The organism is Roseovarius sp. MS2, from assembly GCF_051447875.1.
Lineage (GTDB): Bacteria > Pseudomonadota > Alphaproteobacteria > Rhodobacterales > Rhodobacteraceae > Roseovarius > Roseovarius mucosus_A.
Genome location: NZ_JBKHVF010000001.1, coordinates 1,208,262 through 1,225,301, shown reverse-complemented (window position 1 = coordinate 1,225,301; position 17,040 = coordinate 1,208,262). Strand labels below are relative to the sequence as shown.

Genomic DNA, 17,040 nt, shown 5'->3' with positions numbered 1-17,040 from the left:
ACAAATGACGCTCCGGGCACGATAGCCGGGGATTTTTTCCGGACAAAGGGAAATTTTCCAGAACGCTCCCCTTGGGCGAGTCTTCGGACCAATACCGCTTCTGGCGGTGCCGAACCTATCTCAGCACCACACCTTTTTTGCGTCCGTGGTCTGTGGTCTTGTCAAATTTGACGTCGATGGCGTTATACTTCTTGAGGATCGCATCGCCGCCTGCGCACCCGGCAGCCTCAATTTCTTGGGCGGCTGCAATGCCGTGACGCCCGTGCTGGCGTTCATGCTCTGTAAGCGCGGCCAGCATGGCATCGAATTTCGTCCGCACTTCGGCGGGCATTTTAGCGGGGTTTTTGTGCTTTGGCAGCGTGATATCGACTGTAACGCTCAGCTTGCAATCGCCGGTCCAGCGTACGTACCAATCTGTAAAGGCCCAGAATCCTTTCGGACCTTTTTCGTTCATCTCCTGCACCAACCCTGCAACTGACGTGGCAGAAACCGCGTAGGTCTTGATGGTTTCGGTGACTTTGGGTTTGGCGTGCGCTGTCGATAGGCCGCCAAACCCGAGTGCAAGGCCAAGGGCCAAGACACCGATATCGAAAAAATTCTTCTTCAATATCGGTCTCCTGTCCAATGGCTGATTAGATCAATACCGGTAGTGCTCTGGCTTGAACGGGCCATCGGTGCCAACACCGATATAATCCGCCTGATCCTGCCGAAGCTGCGTTAGCTTCACGCCAATGCGGTCAAGATGCAAACGCGCGACTTTCTCGTCAAGATGTTTCGGCAGGACATAAACCTCGTTGCCGTATGCGTCGCCCTTGGTCCAAAGCTCGATCTGCGCCAACACCTGATTGGTGAACGAGGCAGACATCACAAAAGACGGGTGGCCCGTGGCATTGCCAAGGTTCAAGAGCCGCCCTTCGGAGAGCAGGATGATCCGATGGCCCGAGGGCATCTCGATCATATCGACCTGATCCTTGATGTTGGTCCACTTGTGGTTCTTGAGCGCAGCAACTTGGATCTCATTGTCGAAATGGCCAATATTGCCGACGATCGCCATGTCCTTCATCGCGCGCATATGCTCGATGCGGATCACGTCCTTGTTGCCGGTGGTGGTGATGAAAATGTCGGCGGTGTCGATCACGTCTTCCAGCACGACCACTTCGAACCCGTCCATCGCCGCCTGAAGCGCGCAAATCGGGTCCACTTCGGTGACTTTCACCCGCGCTCCGGCCCCACTCAACGACGCGGCAGAGCCTTTGCCCACATCGCCATACCCACAGACGACAGCCACTTTGCCTGCCATCATCGTGTCGGTGGCGCGGCGGATACCGTCCACAAGGCTTTCTTTGCAGCCATATTTGTTGTCGAATTTCGACTTGGTGACAGAGTCGTTCACATTGATCGCGGGAAAGGGCAGTTGCCCTTTCTTGTGCAGATCATACAGACGATGAACGCCGGTGGTGGTTTCCTCGGACACGCCTTTGATCTGGTCGCGCACCTTTGTGAACCAACCGGGGCTCGCCTTCATCCGCTTGGCGATTTGCGCCTTGATCACTTCTTCTTCTTCCGAAGCAGGAACCGGGATGATGTCTTCGCCAGCCTCTGCGCGTGCGCCCAACAGAACGTAAAGCGTTGCATCGCCGCCGTCGTCGAGGATCATGTTCGGGCCATCTGCGAACATAAAGGATTTGTCGAGGTAATCCCAATGCTCTTCAAGGGATTGACCCTTGATAGCAAAGACCGGCGTGCCGCCTGCGGCAATCGCCGCTGCTGCGTGATCCTGCGTCGAGAAGATGTTGCAGGAGGCCCAACGCACATCTGCGCCCAAGTCCACCAGCGTTTCGATCAGCACAGCGGTCTGGATTGTCATATGCAAAGAGCCCACGATCCGCGCGCCCTTGAGAGGTTTGGCCTCGCCATATTCCTTGCGCAGGGCCATCAGCCCCGGCATCTCGGTTTCCGCAATGTCCAATTCCTTGCGCCCGTATGCGGCGAGGTTGATGTCCTTTACGATGTAATCTTTTGTCATGTTGGGGTGGTTCCTTGCATGAGAATTTTGCTAGGCAGATAGCACTCACTCCCCCTTTGGGCAATGCGCGATTCGCCCGCCAGCCCTGCTGGATAGGCCCTGGCACAGATCTGCCTGCGCTGATTGTTTTAGGGTTTGCGCCGCGCGTACGCTTTGCCTACCTCTGTCCCCATGACTGCACCGAGACATCTCACCTTCTCCAGCCCGGCCGCGCGGGTACAATATGCTCTGTTGATGGGCCTGTTCCGTTGCGCCGTGACGCGCGGGCTCTATGGACGCTTTGCACGTGGCCTTGGAAAGGTTTTTGATCCCGAGAACGCGGTGATCCTGCATGAGGCCGGTGCTGCCCCTTATCGTATCCTGCTCAATGATGGCTATTGGACCCGCTTCGCGCTTTATCTTGCGCCCTACGAGCCCGAGGTCGATTCGGTGTTGCGCGCCGCCTCTGGGGCCACGCCGCTGTTTTGCGACCTTGGCGCAAACATGGGCTATTGGACCACCCGCGCGGCACCGCTTTTTGAGCGTGTGATCGCGGTCGAGGCGTCGGCGCGCACATTCGAGCGGTTGCGTGGTAATGCAGGCACGCTTTCCAATGTCACGCTCCATCGCGCGGCGATCCATGCAAGCTCAGGTCAGGTGCTGACCTTTGTCAACACGCATCTCAGCCATGCCTCTGCCCGGCTGATGGGCGACCTGCCAGCAAACGCGCAGGACCAAACCGAAACAGTCACAACGCTTGCCATCGACGATCTTGTTCCGCCCGGCACTGCCGCACTGATCAAGCTGGACGTAGAAGGAGCAGAAATTGCGGCCATTTCGGGTGCCGCCCGCGCCATCGCCGAAGGATCGGTTTTGATCTACGAGGATCATGGCAACGATTCCGCCTGCACGGTCAGCGCGCATCTGCTGGCGCAGCCGGGTCTTAGTGTCTACTCCAGCGAAAATGGCCTGATTGCAATGCCCGATGTTGCCACGATACGGGCGCTCAAGAGGGACCCGTTCAAAGGGTATAACTTTGTTGCGGCGCACATGGAATCGCCCTTGCTGGCGCAGATCATTCAGAGCTTTGCAAAATCGGCCAAGCCGCGCTAGGCAGGATCGTCCAACATTTTCGGAGGCCCAATGCCCAAACCCCGCGCCTGGCAAAAGATGCTCTCGGGTCGGCGGCTCGATCTGCTTGATCCCACGCCCGTTGATATCGAGATTGAGGATATTGCCCATGGTCTCAGCTTTGTCGCCCGCTGGAATGGACAGACATTGGGTGATTTTGCTTATTCCGTGGCAGAGCATTCCTTGCTCGTGGAAAGGCTCTATTCCCGCCTGACGCCCGCCTCACCTGCCAAGTGGCGGCTGGCCGCGCTGTTGCACGACGCGCCGGAATACGTCATCGGTGATATGATCTCGCCGGTCAAGAATGCGGTCGGGCCGGGCTATGATGAGCTCGACAAACGGCTTGCGGCGGCCATTCACATTCGCTTTGGCCTTCCTGCGGCCATCCCACCCGCGATCAAGAAACAGATCAAGCAGGCAGATAAGATCAGCGCATGGATGGAGGCCACGGAAATCGCAGGGTTTTCAGTGGCAGAAGCAGACCGTTTCTTTGGCAAGCCTGATCCGGCGCTCATGCAGGGTCTTAGCATCACCCTTCGCCCCCCTGTCGAGACGCGGCAGGACTATACTGCGCGCTATCAGGTGCTCATGGCCGAGATGGCCTAAATCCAGCCGCCGCGTGACATGAGGCCCATGGCCTCTAGCTGTCGCCATCCGGTCAGGCGTGTGGATGCCTCACTCCACAGATCCGGATCGCTCTGCAACGCTTCGTAATAGCCGTCATAGAGACTGCTATTGGCAAAATGCTCTTGCCGCGCCTGTTCTTCGACAGAGCGTTCGATCACAGTGTTGAGAAACTTGCTGTGCAGCAGGATACCCGAGGTCAGCTCGCCCCCGGCTGTGTCATAGACATGGTTGAGGCGTCGCGGCAAAAGCGAATGCGCGGAACTCACATAGGCATAGCGCCGGTTCCATTTCACCAACGGCACCTTGCCCATGGTCGGCGCGCGGCGTGGATCGCTGGCAAAAAACATCCGGGCACGCGGGCCCCCCTGAATCCAGAGGCTGTGCAAATCTACCTTGCGCCGCATCCCATAATTGCCGCCATCGAACCAGCACAGCGCCTGAAACGGGTCTATTCCAGCCTGATAAGGGTATTCTGACAGGCGACCCTTGGGATACATATCCAACATCATCGCACCGAATGAGCGGCGCTTTTGCCCATCCAGCCATTCACAGAGCGCGGGAAGCGGGCGCGTGTCGTGATAGGGATAGATCAGGCATTCATCGGCATCGAGGGTCAGGCACCAATGGCCATGGCCATATTTCATTTGTAGCCATGTCAGCCAATCTACCCCAAAGCGTGACAGCTTGTAGCTGTGCTGCGTGCTCCAGAGCGAGACATCGGGTTGTGCGGCCAGATAGTCGCGCGTGCCATCGTCACTGGCATTTTCGACAATAAGGAAATGCCGCACCCCCAACCGTCGGTGATGGTCCAGGAAATAGGGCAGGCGCAGCGCCTCGTTGCGCACCGTGCTGAAACACAGGATATCGCCGGGCCTGATCTGGGCGGTTTCGTCACGAACACAGCGCAATTGCCGCCTTTTGCGAAAGCTGCGCCAGAGCAGGCGCCTTCGCTTCCACCGCAGGCGATAGGCCATCGCCAGATCGCTGATACTGTCGCCTCTGCCCATGCGGTCCCCGTGATCCCCCAATCGGCAAGGTCAGTGCTATTTGTCGTAATGTCCAGTCTGATGCCAGCGCCACGCGTCCCCGATCATCTGCGCGAGGGTCGAGCGTTTTGGCGTCCAGCCCAGTTCTGCCGCGGCACGAGTCGAGCCTGAAACAAGCCGCGTGCAATCACCGGGCCGCCTTTGCCCTTCCACGACCGGCACGGCACGATTGGTGACGGCGGCGGATTGGTCAATCACTTCGCGCACCGAAAACCCCGAGCCGGTCCCAAGGTTGAAAATGCGGCTTTCCTTGCCAGCCTCCAGCCATTTGAGGCCCAGAACATGCGCGTCAACCAGATCACTGACATGCACGTAATCGCGGATACAGGTGCCGTCAGGCGTGTCATAGTCAGTGCCAAAGATCGTCAGCGCATCGCGTTTGCCCGCAATCGCATCCAACATCAGCGGGATGAGATGGGTTTCGGGTTGGTGAAATTCGCCAATTTCACCTTCGGGGTCGGCACCGGCGACGTTGAAATACCGGAAAATCACATGGCGCAGGCCAAATGCGGCCCCGAAATCGCACAACATATCCTCTATAGCGCGTTTCGAGGCGCCATAGGCATTGATCGGCGCTTGCACACATCCTTCGTCAAGCAAGACGTTGTCCTGATCGCCATAGGTGGCGCAGGTCGAGGAGAACACGAAATCGAGACAGCCTGCCGCCACGGCGGCCTGAATCAAACAAAGCGATCCGGCAACGTTGTTGTGCCAATAGAGGCCCGGATCGCGCATGCTCTCGCCCACTTGGCTGAGGGCCGCAAAATGCATCACGGCGGCGGGCCGATAGGTGGCAAACACCTGATCGAGCCGCGCGCGGTCGGTCAGGTCGCCTTGCTCGAAGGGGCCGAATTTCACGGCGTCCTGCCAGCCGGTACACAGATTGTCGTAGGTGACCGGCGTATAGCCTGCCGCTGCCAATGTCTTGCAGGCGTGGCTGCCGATATATCCCGCCCCGCCCGTTACCAGAATATGCGTCACCGCAGGCCCTTTCGTGGTGTCTTACTGAGCTGCTTTTTCAGAGTGAACCACGTCCGAGATGTAATTCCAAAGCTCATCCCGCAGATCATCGCGCGCCAGAGCAAAGGCAACGGTTGCCTGCAAAAACCCTGCTTTAGAGCCACAATCAAACCGCTGCCCCTGAAAGCGGAAGCCATAGACTTCTTCACCGTCTTCACGCGCGGCGTCAATCGCATCGGTCAGTTGGATTTCTCCTCCGGCCCCGGCCTGTTTGCGATTCAGCTTCTGCAATACGGTGGGGGTCAGGATGTAGCGCCCAATTACCGCAAGATTTGACGGGGCCGTGCCCGCCGCAGGTTTTTCCACCATGCCCTTGGTCGATACGATGCTTCCCATATCCTCTTTGATATCAAGGATACCGTAGGATTTTGTCATGGCATCCGGAACCTCCATGGCCGCCACGATATTGCCCTGCGTTTCTTCAAAGGCCTCGACCATCTGCGCAAGACACGGCTTTTCAGCCGCGATCACGTCATCGGGCAGGATCACGGCAAAAGGCTCGTTCGAGATCAGCCGCCGCGCGCACCAGACAGCATGGCCCAGACCAAGCGGCTTGTGCTGGCGCATATAGGCCACTTCGCCACTGTCCATATTGGTGGATTTGAGGATTTCGAGCAGGTCGTCCTTACCCTTGCGGCGCAATTCGGCCTCAAGCTGCGGCGCGTAGTCGAAATAATCCTCAAGCGCACCTTTGCCGCGCGAGGTGATGAAGATGAATTCCTTGATCCCAGCGGCGCGCGCCTCGTCTATGGCGTATTGCACCAAAGGGCGATCGACCAGCGTCATGATTTCCTTGGGCACCGATTTCGTGGCTGGCAGGAATCGTGTTCCCAGACCGGCGACCGGAAAGATTGCCTTGGTAACTTTGCTACGCATGGACTGCTCCTAAGATACTTTTTTTCACCTTACACAACAGCGCTGCCATTTGCATCGTGTTAAGGGGAAATTTCGCGAAATGTTGCGAATTGGCAGGGTTTTGCCTGTAGTTTTCAGGCTATGCCCATTTCCCGCATCATCGCCTCTATTCGGGGGACATCCTCGGGGTTGTTCAATTCCCAAAATTGCCGCCCCTGTGCTGCGACCTCGACGCAGAGCACGGCGCGTCCACGTTCAAGAAACCGCAACTGCTCGAGCCCCTCTAGCTGCTCAAGCGGCCCCATCGGCCACGTGGCGTAATCACGCAAGGCTTGCGGGCGATAGGCGTAAACACCGACATGGTGGAAAACCGGTGTCGCCTCTTCCGCCTCATAGCGACGAGGGGTGTAGGGGATCACTTCCTTGGAGAAATAGAGGGCGCGCGCCCCCTCTCCAAATACCGCCGTTGTGCCACCGACACGGCCATTGGCGCGGTCGTCGAGAAACCCGTTGAGCGCGCGCCCATCACAGCGCAGCACCGGCGTTGCCACCTCTGCCCCGGTATCGGCGCGCAGGCCGGCGATCAAGTCCTCAACAAACCAATGCGGTGTGAGGGGCGCGTCGCCTTGCAGGTTGACGATGATGTCATAGCCACCGCCCAAGACATCTAACGCCTCGGCGCAGCGCTCGGTGCCATTGCCGCAGCTCTCCGAGGTCATCACCACCTCGGCACCGAACGCCTCGGAGGCGGCACGGATACGGTCGTCATCGGTGGCCACAACCACCCGGTCGACCCCCTGTACTTGACTGGCGGCTTCCCAAGAACGTTGGATCAGGCTTTTGGCTTCACCCGTGGCACCGGTCAGGGCCACCAGCGGTTTGCCGGGATAACGGGTTGAGGCATAGCGTGCGGGTATGACGATAACGACGCTCATCTCAGGCTCCTTTCAGAACCACGCCGGGGGCAAGGGCGATAAAGAACGGATTGGCAAAGCCCGCTTTGCCATAGCTGAGTGGCTTATGATCTTCGAATTGTACCACCTGGCCACCGGCCCCGGCCAGCACGGCATGTCCAGCGGCGGTATCCCATTCCATGGTACGCCCCAGACGCGGATAAAGATCGGCCTCGCCGGTCGCAACAAGGCAGAACTTGAGCGAGGAGCCCGCGCTTGTCATGTCTTTGACCGCGTATTTGCCGATATAGTCATCGGTGGCCTGATCCCGGTGCGATTTGCTCGCCACAACCATCAGCGCGGTGTTGTCTGGCTGCGCCACCCGGACGGGGTGCAAAGTGCCGGGCGCATCCATGGAAAACGGGCCTTCTTCCTCGACGGATGTTCCATCAGCCAATGTGTAGAACATGCGCCCTTTGGCCGGGGCATAAACCACACCACGGGTTGGCACGCCTGCTTCGACATAGGCGATGTTGACCGTGAAATCACCGCGCCGGTTGATGAATTCCTTGGTTCCGTCCAGCGGATCGACGATCAAAAAGGTTTGGGCGGTCTCGCCATGCGACGTCGCCTGTTCTTCGGTGACAAGCGCAATTTCGGGGAATGCGGCGCGCAGCCCGGCAGAGATGATCGCATCCGCTGCCTCGTCCGCCTCGGTTACGGGGCTTGCGTCGGACTTTACCTTGACCGCGAAATCATCGGCCTCGTAGATCTCCATGATCTTTGCCCCGGCATCGAGCGCCAATGCGCGGATCACCGAAATCAGCTTGTCATACTCCAAATCGCCGCTCCTTTGCCGCCAAGACGCCACTTTGCGCCGTTAACCGATGGATTATATCTGCGCCCTTATGATACGCTCTCGCAAGGACAGCAAGAAACCCGAACCATAAAATAAGAGGCCATCGGCACCGCGCCATGTTCAAGACCACGCGCCCAAGATCGAGCCTGCACTCGGCAATCAATATTGCCGAACTGATCTACCATGCCGCCGTGCGGGATGTGCGCAAGAGCGATGGCAATGCAATCATGGCGCTGCTCAAGAATATCATGACCGTGATCATCATGGTGATGGCATTCTACCTGATGTTCAGTGTTCTGGGCCTCAAGGGCAATGCGCTGCGGGGCGATTTCCTGCTGTTCATGATGTCCGGCATTTTCGTCTACATCACTCATATCAAGGCGATGAGCGCTGTTATCGGGGCCGAAGGACCGGCTTCGCCGATGATGCAGCATGCGCCGATGAACACGGTCATCGCGATCTGTTCTGCCGCGCTCAGCTCGCTCTATATTCAGGTTCTGTCGCTCTTTGTGGTTCTTTTTGTCTATCACGTGGGCTTTGTTCCGATCAGCATCCACCAGCCCATTCAGGCCTTTGGGATGATCCTTGCGGCGTGGTTCACAGGGATTGCCGTGGGACTCGTTCTTTTGGCGATCAAGCCGTGGGCACCCGGCTTCGTGTCGATCTTTGCCATGATTTATCAGCGGGCCAATATGATTGCCTCGGGCAAGATGTTCGTGGTCAACACCTTGCCCACCTTCATGATGAACATGTTTGACTGGAACCCGCTGTTTCACATCATCGACCAGACGCGCGGTTTTGTGTTCATCAACTATTTTCCGCACCGAACCTCGCTCGAATATCCGCTATATGTCGGGCTTGCGCTCTTGATGATCGGGCTCATGGCCGAATTCTACACTCGCCAATATGCGTCAAGCAGTTGGGAGGCGCGGCGCTAAACCGCCCGTCAGTGCAGCACCTTACCCTCGGGCCATGTCAGCCGTGTCTTCACTGTGATGGCCTGTGTCTCTTTGGCAGGCAGATCAAAGGTCCACGCCAGAATGCCCCGTTCGCCGTCGATGTCACGCTCGGTGGGCATCGGTTCTGCGGTCCATGTGATCTCCAGATCCTCTTGCTCGGAGACCGGCACGCGGTCGATCAGGCGCAGCGGCCATGCCTCGCCGGTCAGGTTTTCGACGGTGATCTCGACCGTCTCGGTCTGTTCGTTGGATTTCGTCAGAATCCCCCGGTCGCCCTCGTTTCGGTCGCGCACCAGACGGGTCAGGCGCAGACCCTCGATCGGGCCAAAGGACATGTCGGCCTTGTCCCCATCCGCGATCAGGTTCAGCCAGCGTTGCCCAACATAGCGCCCATCAAGATAAAACCGCGCCTCAGAGGTGGGCAAGAGCATCTCGCCGGTGTCATTGGTCAGTCGCGCCATCAGATAGGCGGTCTGATCCAGCATCGGCACGGCTTGGGCCACGACCTCTGCCTTGGTTTCCAACGGGGTCAGCATCAGGCGGACATTATCGGCGCCGGTGGTAACGCTGACAGGGGCGGGATAGCTATAGGTGACAGATAGCCCGTCAAAGCTGGCCACGGCCATGTCAGACGCGGCGGCCTCTGCCATTGGCGCGGCCATAAGCACGGTTTCGGCCTTGCCACGCGCCATGGGTTGGATCGCTTGTGGATCTTCAATCCGCGCAATCCAAGGCCAGATCTGGCCCGGCTCGGTCTGTTCCGATGGGCGCAGGGTCGACAGGGTAAGCGCGATATCCTGCCAATTCTCGCCAGTGGATTGCTGCACGAATGCGCCCCGCTCGATCCTGACCGCGCCGCTGTCGCGCGCCAGATGCAGATCATAGAGCGGCTGCCAACCGGCATCAGGGATGGTGTAGGTCACGGTCAGCGTACCTTGGGTCTCGGCGTCAGCGGTGATTCCCACGGCAAGCATGGCGCGGGCTTCATCCTCGGGCACCAGCGCCTCGAGCGCTTGACGCGCCGCATCGCGCGCCTTGATCTGGTCCTTCAGGGCACGTTTTGCTGTGTCAGCGCGCCGGGTGGCGGCGGCTTCTGCCTGACGGGCCTCTAGGGTCTCGCTGCCGATCACAGCGCTCAGAGCGCGAAGCTGGTCTGGCGTAAGGGTTGCTGCACCATCGCCCTGACCAATCTGCGCGAGAAAGGCGATGCGCGCACGGGCGGCCTCGGCCTCAAGCTCGATATCGGCAATGTCGTTGCGCGCAAGGCGCAGCGCGTCTTCTATCTGTGTCAGCGTGGCGCGGGCGTCGATCAGCGCGGCGCTTTCGGGGGCGTCGCGTGGCGGCACGTAATCGTTGCGGGTGGTAACACCCCCCATGCGTACGCCCTCGACCACAACCCGAACCGAGGCCAGCGGCGTCCCTTGTGGCAGGTCGGCAAGGATAAGGTCATGCTGTCCGGCTGGGGCCGAAAACGCCACTTCACGGGTCACGGTCGCACCTTGCGGATAGAGGATCACGGCGCTGACGCGGCTGGAGAGCGCGATATCCTCGGCCACGGCGGGCAGGGCAAGCGAGGCGAGAGGCAGAGCAAGGAAAAGGGCACGCATGGGCAACACTCCTGAACGGTTCGGCACGATGTTCCCGCCTTGTTGCCCAAGGTGCAAGCCTGCCGCGTGGTCATGCCCTGTGATAGGCCGGGATGCGCCTATGCCACCGGGTGCCGCCGCCGCACCGAACCGGGCCGCCCCGAGATATCTAGCATGGCATCGCCACGCGGCGTGCGCGCTATAACCCGCCCTTTTGACACGACGGCAAGGCGTGCGGCCCGCAGGCGCACCGCCTCAATCGGATCGCCCGCATCAAGCACCACAAGCGAGGCCACGGCACCGACATGCAGCCCATAGCCCTCCAGCCCCAGAATCCGGGCGTTCTCGACCGTTACCATGTCGAAGCAGCGGCGCATCTCGTCGGGGCTCGACATCTGCGCCACATGCAGCCCCATGAAGGCGACATCCAGCATATCGGCGGTGCCAAGGCTATACCACGGATCGCGCACGCAATCCTGACCCCAGCCGACGGTGATGCCCTGTGCCTGCATTTCCTTGACCCGTGTCAGGCCGCGGCGTTTCGGGAATGTGTCATGCCGCCCCTGCAACATGATGTTGATCAGCGGATTGGGAATCGCCGCCACGCCTGCTTCGGCCATCAGCGGCAGAAGTTTCGAAACATAGTAATTGTCCATCGAGTGCATCGAGGTGAGGTGGCTGCCGGCCACCCGCCCCTGAAGCCCGAGGCGTTGCGCCTCATAGGCCAGCGTTTCGATGTGGCGGCTGAGGGGATCATCGCTTTCGTCGCAATGCATGTCCACGCGCAGACCGCGTTCCGCCGCAATCTCGCAGAGTTCGCGGACAGATCCCGCGCCATCTGCCATCGTGCGCTCAAAATGCGGGATGCCGCCCACCACATCGACGCCCATGTCGAGCGCGCGGACCGTATTGGCGCGCGCCGTCGGATCGCGGTAAAAACCGTCCTGTGGAAAGGCCACGAGTTGCAGGTCGATATAGCCTTTGACCTTGTCGCGCACCTCTAGCATCGCCGCCACGCCCTTGAGGCTGTCGTCACAGGTATCCACATGACTGCGGATCGCCAAAAGACCCATCGAGGCGGCCCAATCGCAATAATCGAGCGCGCGGGCGACCATTTCCTCTTGCGTGACGATCTGCTTGAGTTCGCCCCAGAGACCGATCCCCTCCAGCAGCGTGCCAGAGGCGTTGATGCGTGGCAGACCATAGCTCAGCGTTGCATCAAGGTGAAAATGCGGATCGACAAAGGGCTGGCTTACAAGATCGCCGGTGGCGTCGATCACTTGGCCTGCCTCGGCCCCTTCAAGCCGCCCAATCGCCGTGATCCGGTCGCCGGTAATGCCGATATCGGCCACGGTGCCATCAGGCAGGGTGCCCCCCTTGACGATCAGATCGAACATCAGCGTTCTCCCTTGTTGAAGGCCACCATCAGGGCGGCGGGCACCTCGGCGCGGCGCGACATGACGATAAGAGCGAGGATCGAGAGAACATAGGGCGTCATCAGGAAGATCTGATAGGGAATATCTGCCCCAAGCGGTGTCTGTTGCACCCGGATTTGCAGCGCGTCAAACGCAGCAAAGAGCACGGCGCCCAACAGCGCCTTGCCCGGCTTCCATGCGCCAAAAACCACGAGCGCGATGCAGATCCAGCCGCGCCCGTTGACCATTTCGAAGAAAAAGGAATCAAACGCCGACATGGTCAGAAACGCGCCCCCCACCGCCATCAGCCCCGATCCAACGATCACCGCCCCCATGCGAAGACCCGTGACAGACAGGCCCTGTGCCGCCACGGCCGCCGGGTTTTCACCCGCCGCGCGCAGGGCAAGGCCCAGTGGCGTGCGATAGAGCACAAGGCTGACAACGCCCACAAGGATGAAGGCCAGATAGGTCAGTGGCGTCTGCGAGAAAAGCGCTGGGCCAATCAGGGGAATATCGGACAGCAGCGGGATTTCCCAAGGTTGAAACGCCGTGATCTTGGGCGGGCTTGTCACCTCTGGCAGGGCCAGACGATAGGCATAGTAGGTAGACGAGGTGGCGAGAAGCGTCACACCCAGCCCCACGACGTGCTGAGAAAGGCCAAAGGGCACTGTCAGAAGGCTATGCACCGCGCCAAATCCCATGCCCACCACCATCGCCACCGCAACACCTGGCCAAAGGCCCAGACCGGAATAAACCGCCATCCACCCGGCAAAGGCCCCTGCCACCATGATCCCCTCAATCCCGAGGTTGAGAACACCCGCGCGCTCGCAGATCAATTCGCCCAGAGTGGCAAAGATCAGGGGGCTCGCGATGCGGATCGCGGCGGCCCAGAAGCTGGCGGAGAGGAGGATATCAAGGATTTCCATGCGCTATTCCCTCACCGCCCGGAACCGCGTGAGCAGGATCGCCAGCACCATCAGCAAGAGCGCCGTGGCCAGCATGATATCGGCCAGATAGGTCGGCACGCCCACCGCGCGGCTCATGCTGTCGGCACCAACAAAGATGCCCGCCACGAATAGCGCGGCGGCGATGACACCCAACGGATTGAGCAGCGCGAGCATCGCCACAATGATCCCGGTATAGCCAAAGCCGGGGCTGAGATCGAGCGTCAGGCTCCCTTTGACCCCCGCCACCTCTGAGAAACCCGCAAGCGCAGCAAGGCCACCAGAGAGAAGCGCCGTCTTGATCAGCACCGCATTGACCGGAATACCCGCAAAGCGCGCCGCCTCGCGGTTCAGGCCAACGGCGCGCATCTCATAGCCCAAGGTGGTGCGGCGTTGAATAACCCAGACAAGCGCGGCGGCAATCAGCGCGAGCGCAAAGCCCCAATGCAGGCGCAGCCCCTCGACGATGCGCGGCAGGCGCGCCTCTGCGATCAGTCGTTCGGATTTGGGCCATCCCATACCCATCGGATCTTTGAGCGGCCCCTCAAGCAGAAGCGATATGAACAGCAGAAAGATGAAGTTGAAGAGCAGCGTTGTGACCACCTCATCAACGCCAAACCTCACTTTGAGCAGCGCCGGAACAAGCAGAACGACCGCCCCCGCCAGCATCGCCACAAGAACCAGCATGGGCAAGAGCGCTGCGGCGGGCCATTGCAACGCGCCAGTGCCCAGAACCACGGTCATCAACGCGCCTGCGTAAAGTTGTGCTTCGGCACCGATATTCCAAAGCCGGGCACGAAAGGCGACCGCGACAGCAAGCCCGGTGAAAATCAGCGGCGTGGCGCGGTTAAGTGTCTCTAACATGGCGAATTGCGATCCCGCCGCCCCCTTGAGGATCAGCCCCAGCACGGCAAAGGGATTGGCCCCCGCGAGCATCGCCAACAGAGACGCGACAACAACCGTCGCAGCAATCGCTAGCGCAGGCGGCAGGGTGCTGCGGGCGAGGCTCGGATTGGCGATGGGTTCAAGACGCATGCGCCAACCCCTCGTCAAAGCCGTGGCCCGCCATCCACACGCCAAGTTCGGCAGGCGTCATGGTGCCGCGCGCAAATTCCGGTGAAAGCCGCCCCTCGGACATCACATGGATCACATCCGACAGCGCCATGATCTCATCCAGATCCTCGGAAATGAGCAAGACCGCCGCTCCCCGGTCGCGCGCCTTGAGCAATTGTTCATGCACATAGTTCACTGCGCCGATGTCCAAGCCGCGCACGGGTTGATTGGCAAGGATGATGCGCGGATTGGCCTCGAGCACGCGGCCAAGGATCAGTTTCTGCATATTGCCACCCGAAAGCAGGCGGATGCGGGTATCCGGCCCGGGACAGCGCACGTCATAGCCTTTGATGATCGCCTGTGTTTCAGCCTCGGCTTGCGACCAGCTCATCCAACCCGCGCGGCTCATGGGCGGCTTGTGATAGCTTTCCAGAATGGCATTCTCGGTTAGGGAAAAATCAGCAATCGTGCCGGTTTTGTGCCGATCTTCCGGGATGCGGGCGATGCCATGCTCGACAGCGGCACGTGGCGACCATGCGGCCAGTGTGTGCCCATCCAGGTTGATCTGCCCCATCGCAGGTGTGCTTAGGCCGGCAATCAAATCGGCCAGCGCTGCCTGCCCGTTTCCAGAGACCCCGGCAAGCCCGGTGATTTGGCCTGCGCGCAAGCTGACAGTCACCGATTTCAACCCCGGTGCGCTGCCCCGGTCAGGTGTTCCGACCGCGTCGAGATGCAACAGCGCCTTGCCGGGTACGCCGGGGGCAACCCGTGGCGCGCTAACCGTGCTGCCAACCATAGCGGCGGCAAGCGCGTGGCGGTCGGTATCTGTCGTGGCCATTTCTGCCACCACCTTGCCGTGGCGCAGGATCACGACCCGATGGGCGATATCCATCACCTCATGCAGTTTGTGGCTGATGAACACAATCGACAGGCCCTTGGTTACAGCCTCGCGCAGGGTCGTAAAAAGATCGTCGGTTTCCTGCGGGGTCAAGACGGCGGTTGGTTCATCCAGAATAAGAATGCGCGCCTCGCGGTAGAGCGCCTTGAGGATTTCAACGCGCTGCCGTTCGCCAACCGTCAGGCTACCAACACGGGCGTCAGGATCGACCGACAGATGAAAATCGGCTGAGAGCTTGGCAATCTTGTCGCGCGCGGCGGCACGATCAGACCGCCAACGCCAAAGCGGCTCGGTGCCGAGTGTCACGTTCTCCAGCACAGTCAGATTGTCGGCCAGCGTGAAATGCTGATGCACCATGCCCACGCCCGCCTCGAGTGCGGCGCGCGGATTGCCGGGGGGCAGCGCCCGGCCCATCACCATCACCTGTCCCTCATCGGCGGTGTATTGGCCAAAGAGGATGTTCATCAGCGTGGTTTTACCCGCACCGTTCTCGCCCAAAAGGGCAACAACCTCGCCCCGTCGCAGATCAAGGCTCACCGCGTCATTCGCGGTGAGCGCGCCGAAACGCTTGGTGATGCGATCGAGGCGCAGAACGACCTGCGCCGTGTCTGCGCCTGTCATATCAAGAGGATTTCGGCTCTTCGTCGTTGATCTCGACAGAGAAAGTGCCCGCCTTGATCGCCGCTTCACGTTCCGCCACCAGCGCCATGGCGGCCTCGGGCACTTTGCCCTCGAACGTCCCAAGCGGCGCCAAGGACGATCCGCCCTCTTTCATAAACGAATAGACGCCGTAATCGGCTGCGGTGAACGTGCCCGCATTGACCGCAGCAATCGCGGCATCCAGTGTCGGCTCGAAATGCCAGATGGCCGAGGCCACGACCGTTTCGGGATAGTCGGCTTGGGTGTCGATGACGTTGCCGATGGCCAGCACGCCCTTTTCCTTTGCCGCATCCGAGACGCCAAAGCGCTCAGCATAGAGCATGTCAGCACCGCCTTCGATCATGGCAAAGGCAGTTTCCTTGGCCTTGGGCGGATCGAACCAAGACCCGATAAAGCTTACTTGAAACTTGATCTCGGGGTTCATCTCGCGGGCACCGGCCATGAAGGCATGCATCAGGCGGTTGACCTCGGGGATCGGGAAGCCGCCGACCATGCCGATATTGGCGGTCTTGGTCATCGCGCCCGCAATGATCCCCGAAAGGTAAGAGGCGTCCTGAATGTAGTTGTCGAACACCGCGAAATTCGCGAGCGCCTCATCCTGTTTGAAACTCGACCCCATCAAAAAGGCGATATCGGGATAATCAGCGGCCACTTCACGGGCTTCCTGTTCGACTGCGAACACCTCGCCAATAATGAGCTTGTAGCCCTGTTCGGCATATTCACGCATCACGCGGGCGTAATCTGTGTTCGAGACATTCTCGGAATAGACGTATTCGACATCGCCACGCTCTTGCGCGGTCAGGGCGGCCTTGTGAATACGGCTGACCCATTGTTGTTCAACGGGCACGGTATAGATACCGGCGGTCTTGATCGGTTCGGCGGCGCGCAGCGGCGATGCAAGGCCGGAGGCCCCGGCGATAAGCGCTGCCCCGGCCGAGGTGGCCATAAAGCGGCGGCGGGAAAGTGGCAGGCGTGTCATGTGGTTCTCCATGTTGGCAGGTGGGCAGTCTTTTTGGTTTTACCAATTGGTAAAATTTATCCGGCCGGTTTTCTACAGAAATTTACCGATGGACGAAACTAAACCGCCGG

The 17,040-nt window shown here is 59.8% G+C and carries 16 protein-coding genes; 3 read left to right on the top strand and 13 right to left on the bottom strand.

Annotation, left to right across the window (positions count from 1 at the left end):
* Positions 1–115: 115 nt before the first annotated feature.
* Both ACLGGT_RS06095 and ahcY read right to left on the bottom strand, forming a co-directional pair.
* Complete coding sequence (locus ACLGGT_RS06095; protein WP_008282634.1) at positions 116–607, bottom strand: DUF922 domain-containing protein; 492 nt, start codon at positions 605–607, stop codon at positions 116–118.
* A 30-nt stretch (positions 608–637) separates the two neighbouring features.
* Positions 638–2,026, bottom strand: coding sequence for an adenosylhomocysteinase (gene ahcY, locus ACLGGT_RS06090; RefSeq protein WP_008282632.1), 1,389 nt, complete (start codon positions 2,024–2,026; stop codon positions 638–640).
* 234 nt (positions 2,027–2,260) lie between these two features.
* Between ahcY and ACLGGT_RS06085 the strand changes: the two genes are divergently transcribed.
* Both ACLGGT_RS06085 and ACLGGT_RS06080 read left to right on the top strand, forming a co-directional pair.
* On the top strand, positions 2,261–3,118 hold the full coding sequence (locus tag ACLGGT_RS06085) for an FkbM family methyltransferase (protein ID WP_437195314.1): 858 nt from the start codon (positions 2,261–2,263) through the stop codon (positions 3,116–3,118).
* A gap of 30 nt (positions 3,119–3,148) precedes the next feature.
* Positions 3,149–3,742, top strand: a complete 594-nt coding sequence (locus ACLGGT_RS06080) for an HD domain-containing protein (protein WP_375554573.1) — start codon at positions 3,149–3,151, stop codon at positions 3,740–3,742.
* Here ACLGGT_RS06080 and ACLGGT_RS06075 read toward each other — a convergent pair.
* From ACLGGT_RS06075 to cysQ, 5 genes are all read right to left on the bottom strand, one after another.
* On the bottom strand, positions 3,739–4,770 hold the full coding sequence (locus ACLGGT_RS06075; protein ID WP_437195313.1) for a glycosyltransferase family 2 protein: 1,032 nt from the start codon (positions 4,768–4,770) through the stop codon (positions 3,739–3,741). The genes ACLGGT_RS06080 and ACLGGT_RS06075 overlap by 4 nt on opposite strands.
* 36 nt (positions 4,771–4,806) lie before the next feature.
* Positions 4,807–5,790, bottom strand: coding sequence for a UDP-glucose 4-epimerase GalE (gene galE, locus ACLGGT_RS06070; protein ID WP_008282628.1), 984 nt, complete (start codon positions 5,788–5,790; stop codon positions 4,807–4,809).
* Between the two features lie 21 nt (positions 5,791–5,811).
* Positions 5,812–6,705, bottom strand: coding sequence for a UTP--glucose-1-phosphate uridylyltransferase (locus ACLGGT_RS06065; RefSeq protein ID WP_008282627.1), 894 nt, complete (start codon positions 6,703–6,705; stop codon positions 5,812–5,814).
* A gap of 113 nt (positions 6,706–6,818) precedes the next feature.
* Positions 6,819–7,619, bottom strand: coding sequence for a 3-deoxy-manno-octulosonate cytidylyltransferase (locus ACLGGT_RS06060; protein ID WP_437195311.1), 801 nt, complete (start codon positions 7,617–7,619; stop codon positions 6,819–6,821).
* A gap of 1 nt (position 7,620) precedes the next feature.
* The gene (cysQ, locus tag ACLGGT_RS06055) at positions 7,621–8,418 is read right to left on the bottom strand and encodes a 3'(2'),5'-bisphosphate nucleotidase CysQ (protein WP_437195309.1); all 798 of its coding nucleotides are present in this window, start codon (positions 8,416–8,418) and stop codon (positions 7,621–7,623) included.
* 134 nt (positions 8,419–8,552) lie between these two features.
* Between cysQ and ACLGGT_RS06050 the strand changes: the two genes are divergently transcribed.
* Entirely contained in the window at positions 8,553–9,374 is an 822-nt protein-coding gene (locus ACLGGT_RS06050) for an ABC transporter permease (protein WP_008282624.1), read from the top strand.
* A gap of 8 nt (positions 9,375–9,382) precedes the next feature.
* On the opposite strand, the gene ACLGGT_RS06045 is transcribed toward ACLGGT_RS06050, so the two are convergent.
* The 6 genes from ACLGGT_RS06045 to ACLGGT_RS06020 form a co-directional block, all read right to left on the bottom strand.
* On the bottom strand, positions 9,383–11,002 hold the full coding sequence (locus tag ACLGGT_RS06045; protein WP_437195307.1) for a DUF4139 domain-containing protein: 1,620 nt from the start codon (positions 11,000–11,002) through the stop codon (positions 9,383–9,385).
* Positions 11,003–11,100: 98 nt separating this feature from the next.
* Complete coding sequence (locus ACLGGT_RS06040; protein ID WP_437195306.1) at positions 11,101–12,378, bottom strand: amidohydrolase family protein; 1,278 nt, start codon at positions 12,376–12,378, stop codon at positions 11,101–11,103.
* On the bottom strand, positions 12,378–13,322 hold the full coding sequence (locus ACLGGT_RS06035) for an ABC transporter permease (RefSeq protein WP_081507322.1): 945 nt from the start codon (positions 13,320–13,322) through the stop codon (positions 12,378–12,380). The genes ACLGGT_RS06040 and ACLGGT_RS06035 overlap by 1 nt, the downstream gene beginning before the upstream one ends.
* A 3-nt stretch (positions 13,323–13,325) precedes the next feature.
* The gene (locus ACLGGT_RS06030) at positions 13,326–14,375 is read right to left on the bottom strand and encodes an ABC transporter permease (protein ID WP_437195304.1); all 1,050 of its coding nucleotides are present in this window, start codon (positions 14,373–14,375) and stop codon (positions 13,326–13,328) included.
* The gene (locus tag ACLGGT_RS06025; protein ID WP_437195302.1) at positions 14,365–15,912 is read right to left on the bottom strand and encodes an ABC transporter ATP-binding protein; all 1,548 of its coding nucleotides are present in this window, start codon (positions 15,910–15,912) and stop codon (positions 14,365–14,367) included. Before ACLGGT_RS06025 ends, ACLGGT_RS06030 begins: the two co-directional genes overlap by 11 nt.
* A gap of 1 nt (position 15,913) precedes the next feature.
* Positions 15,914–16,930: a BMP family protein gene (locus tag ACLGGT_RS06020; protein WP_437195300.1), complete on the bottom strand. Its 1,017-nt coding sequence runs from the start codon at positions 16,928–16,930 to the stop codon at positions 15,914–15,916.
* Positions 16,931–17,040 lie beyond the last annotated feature (110 nt).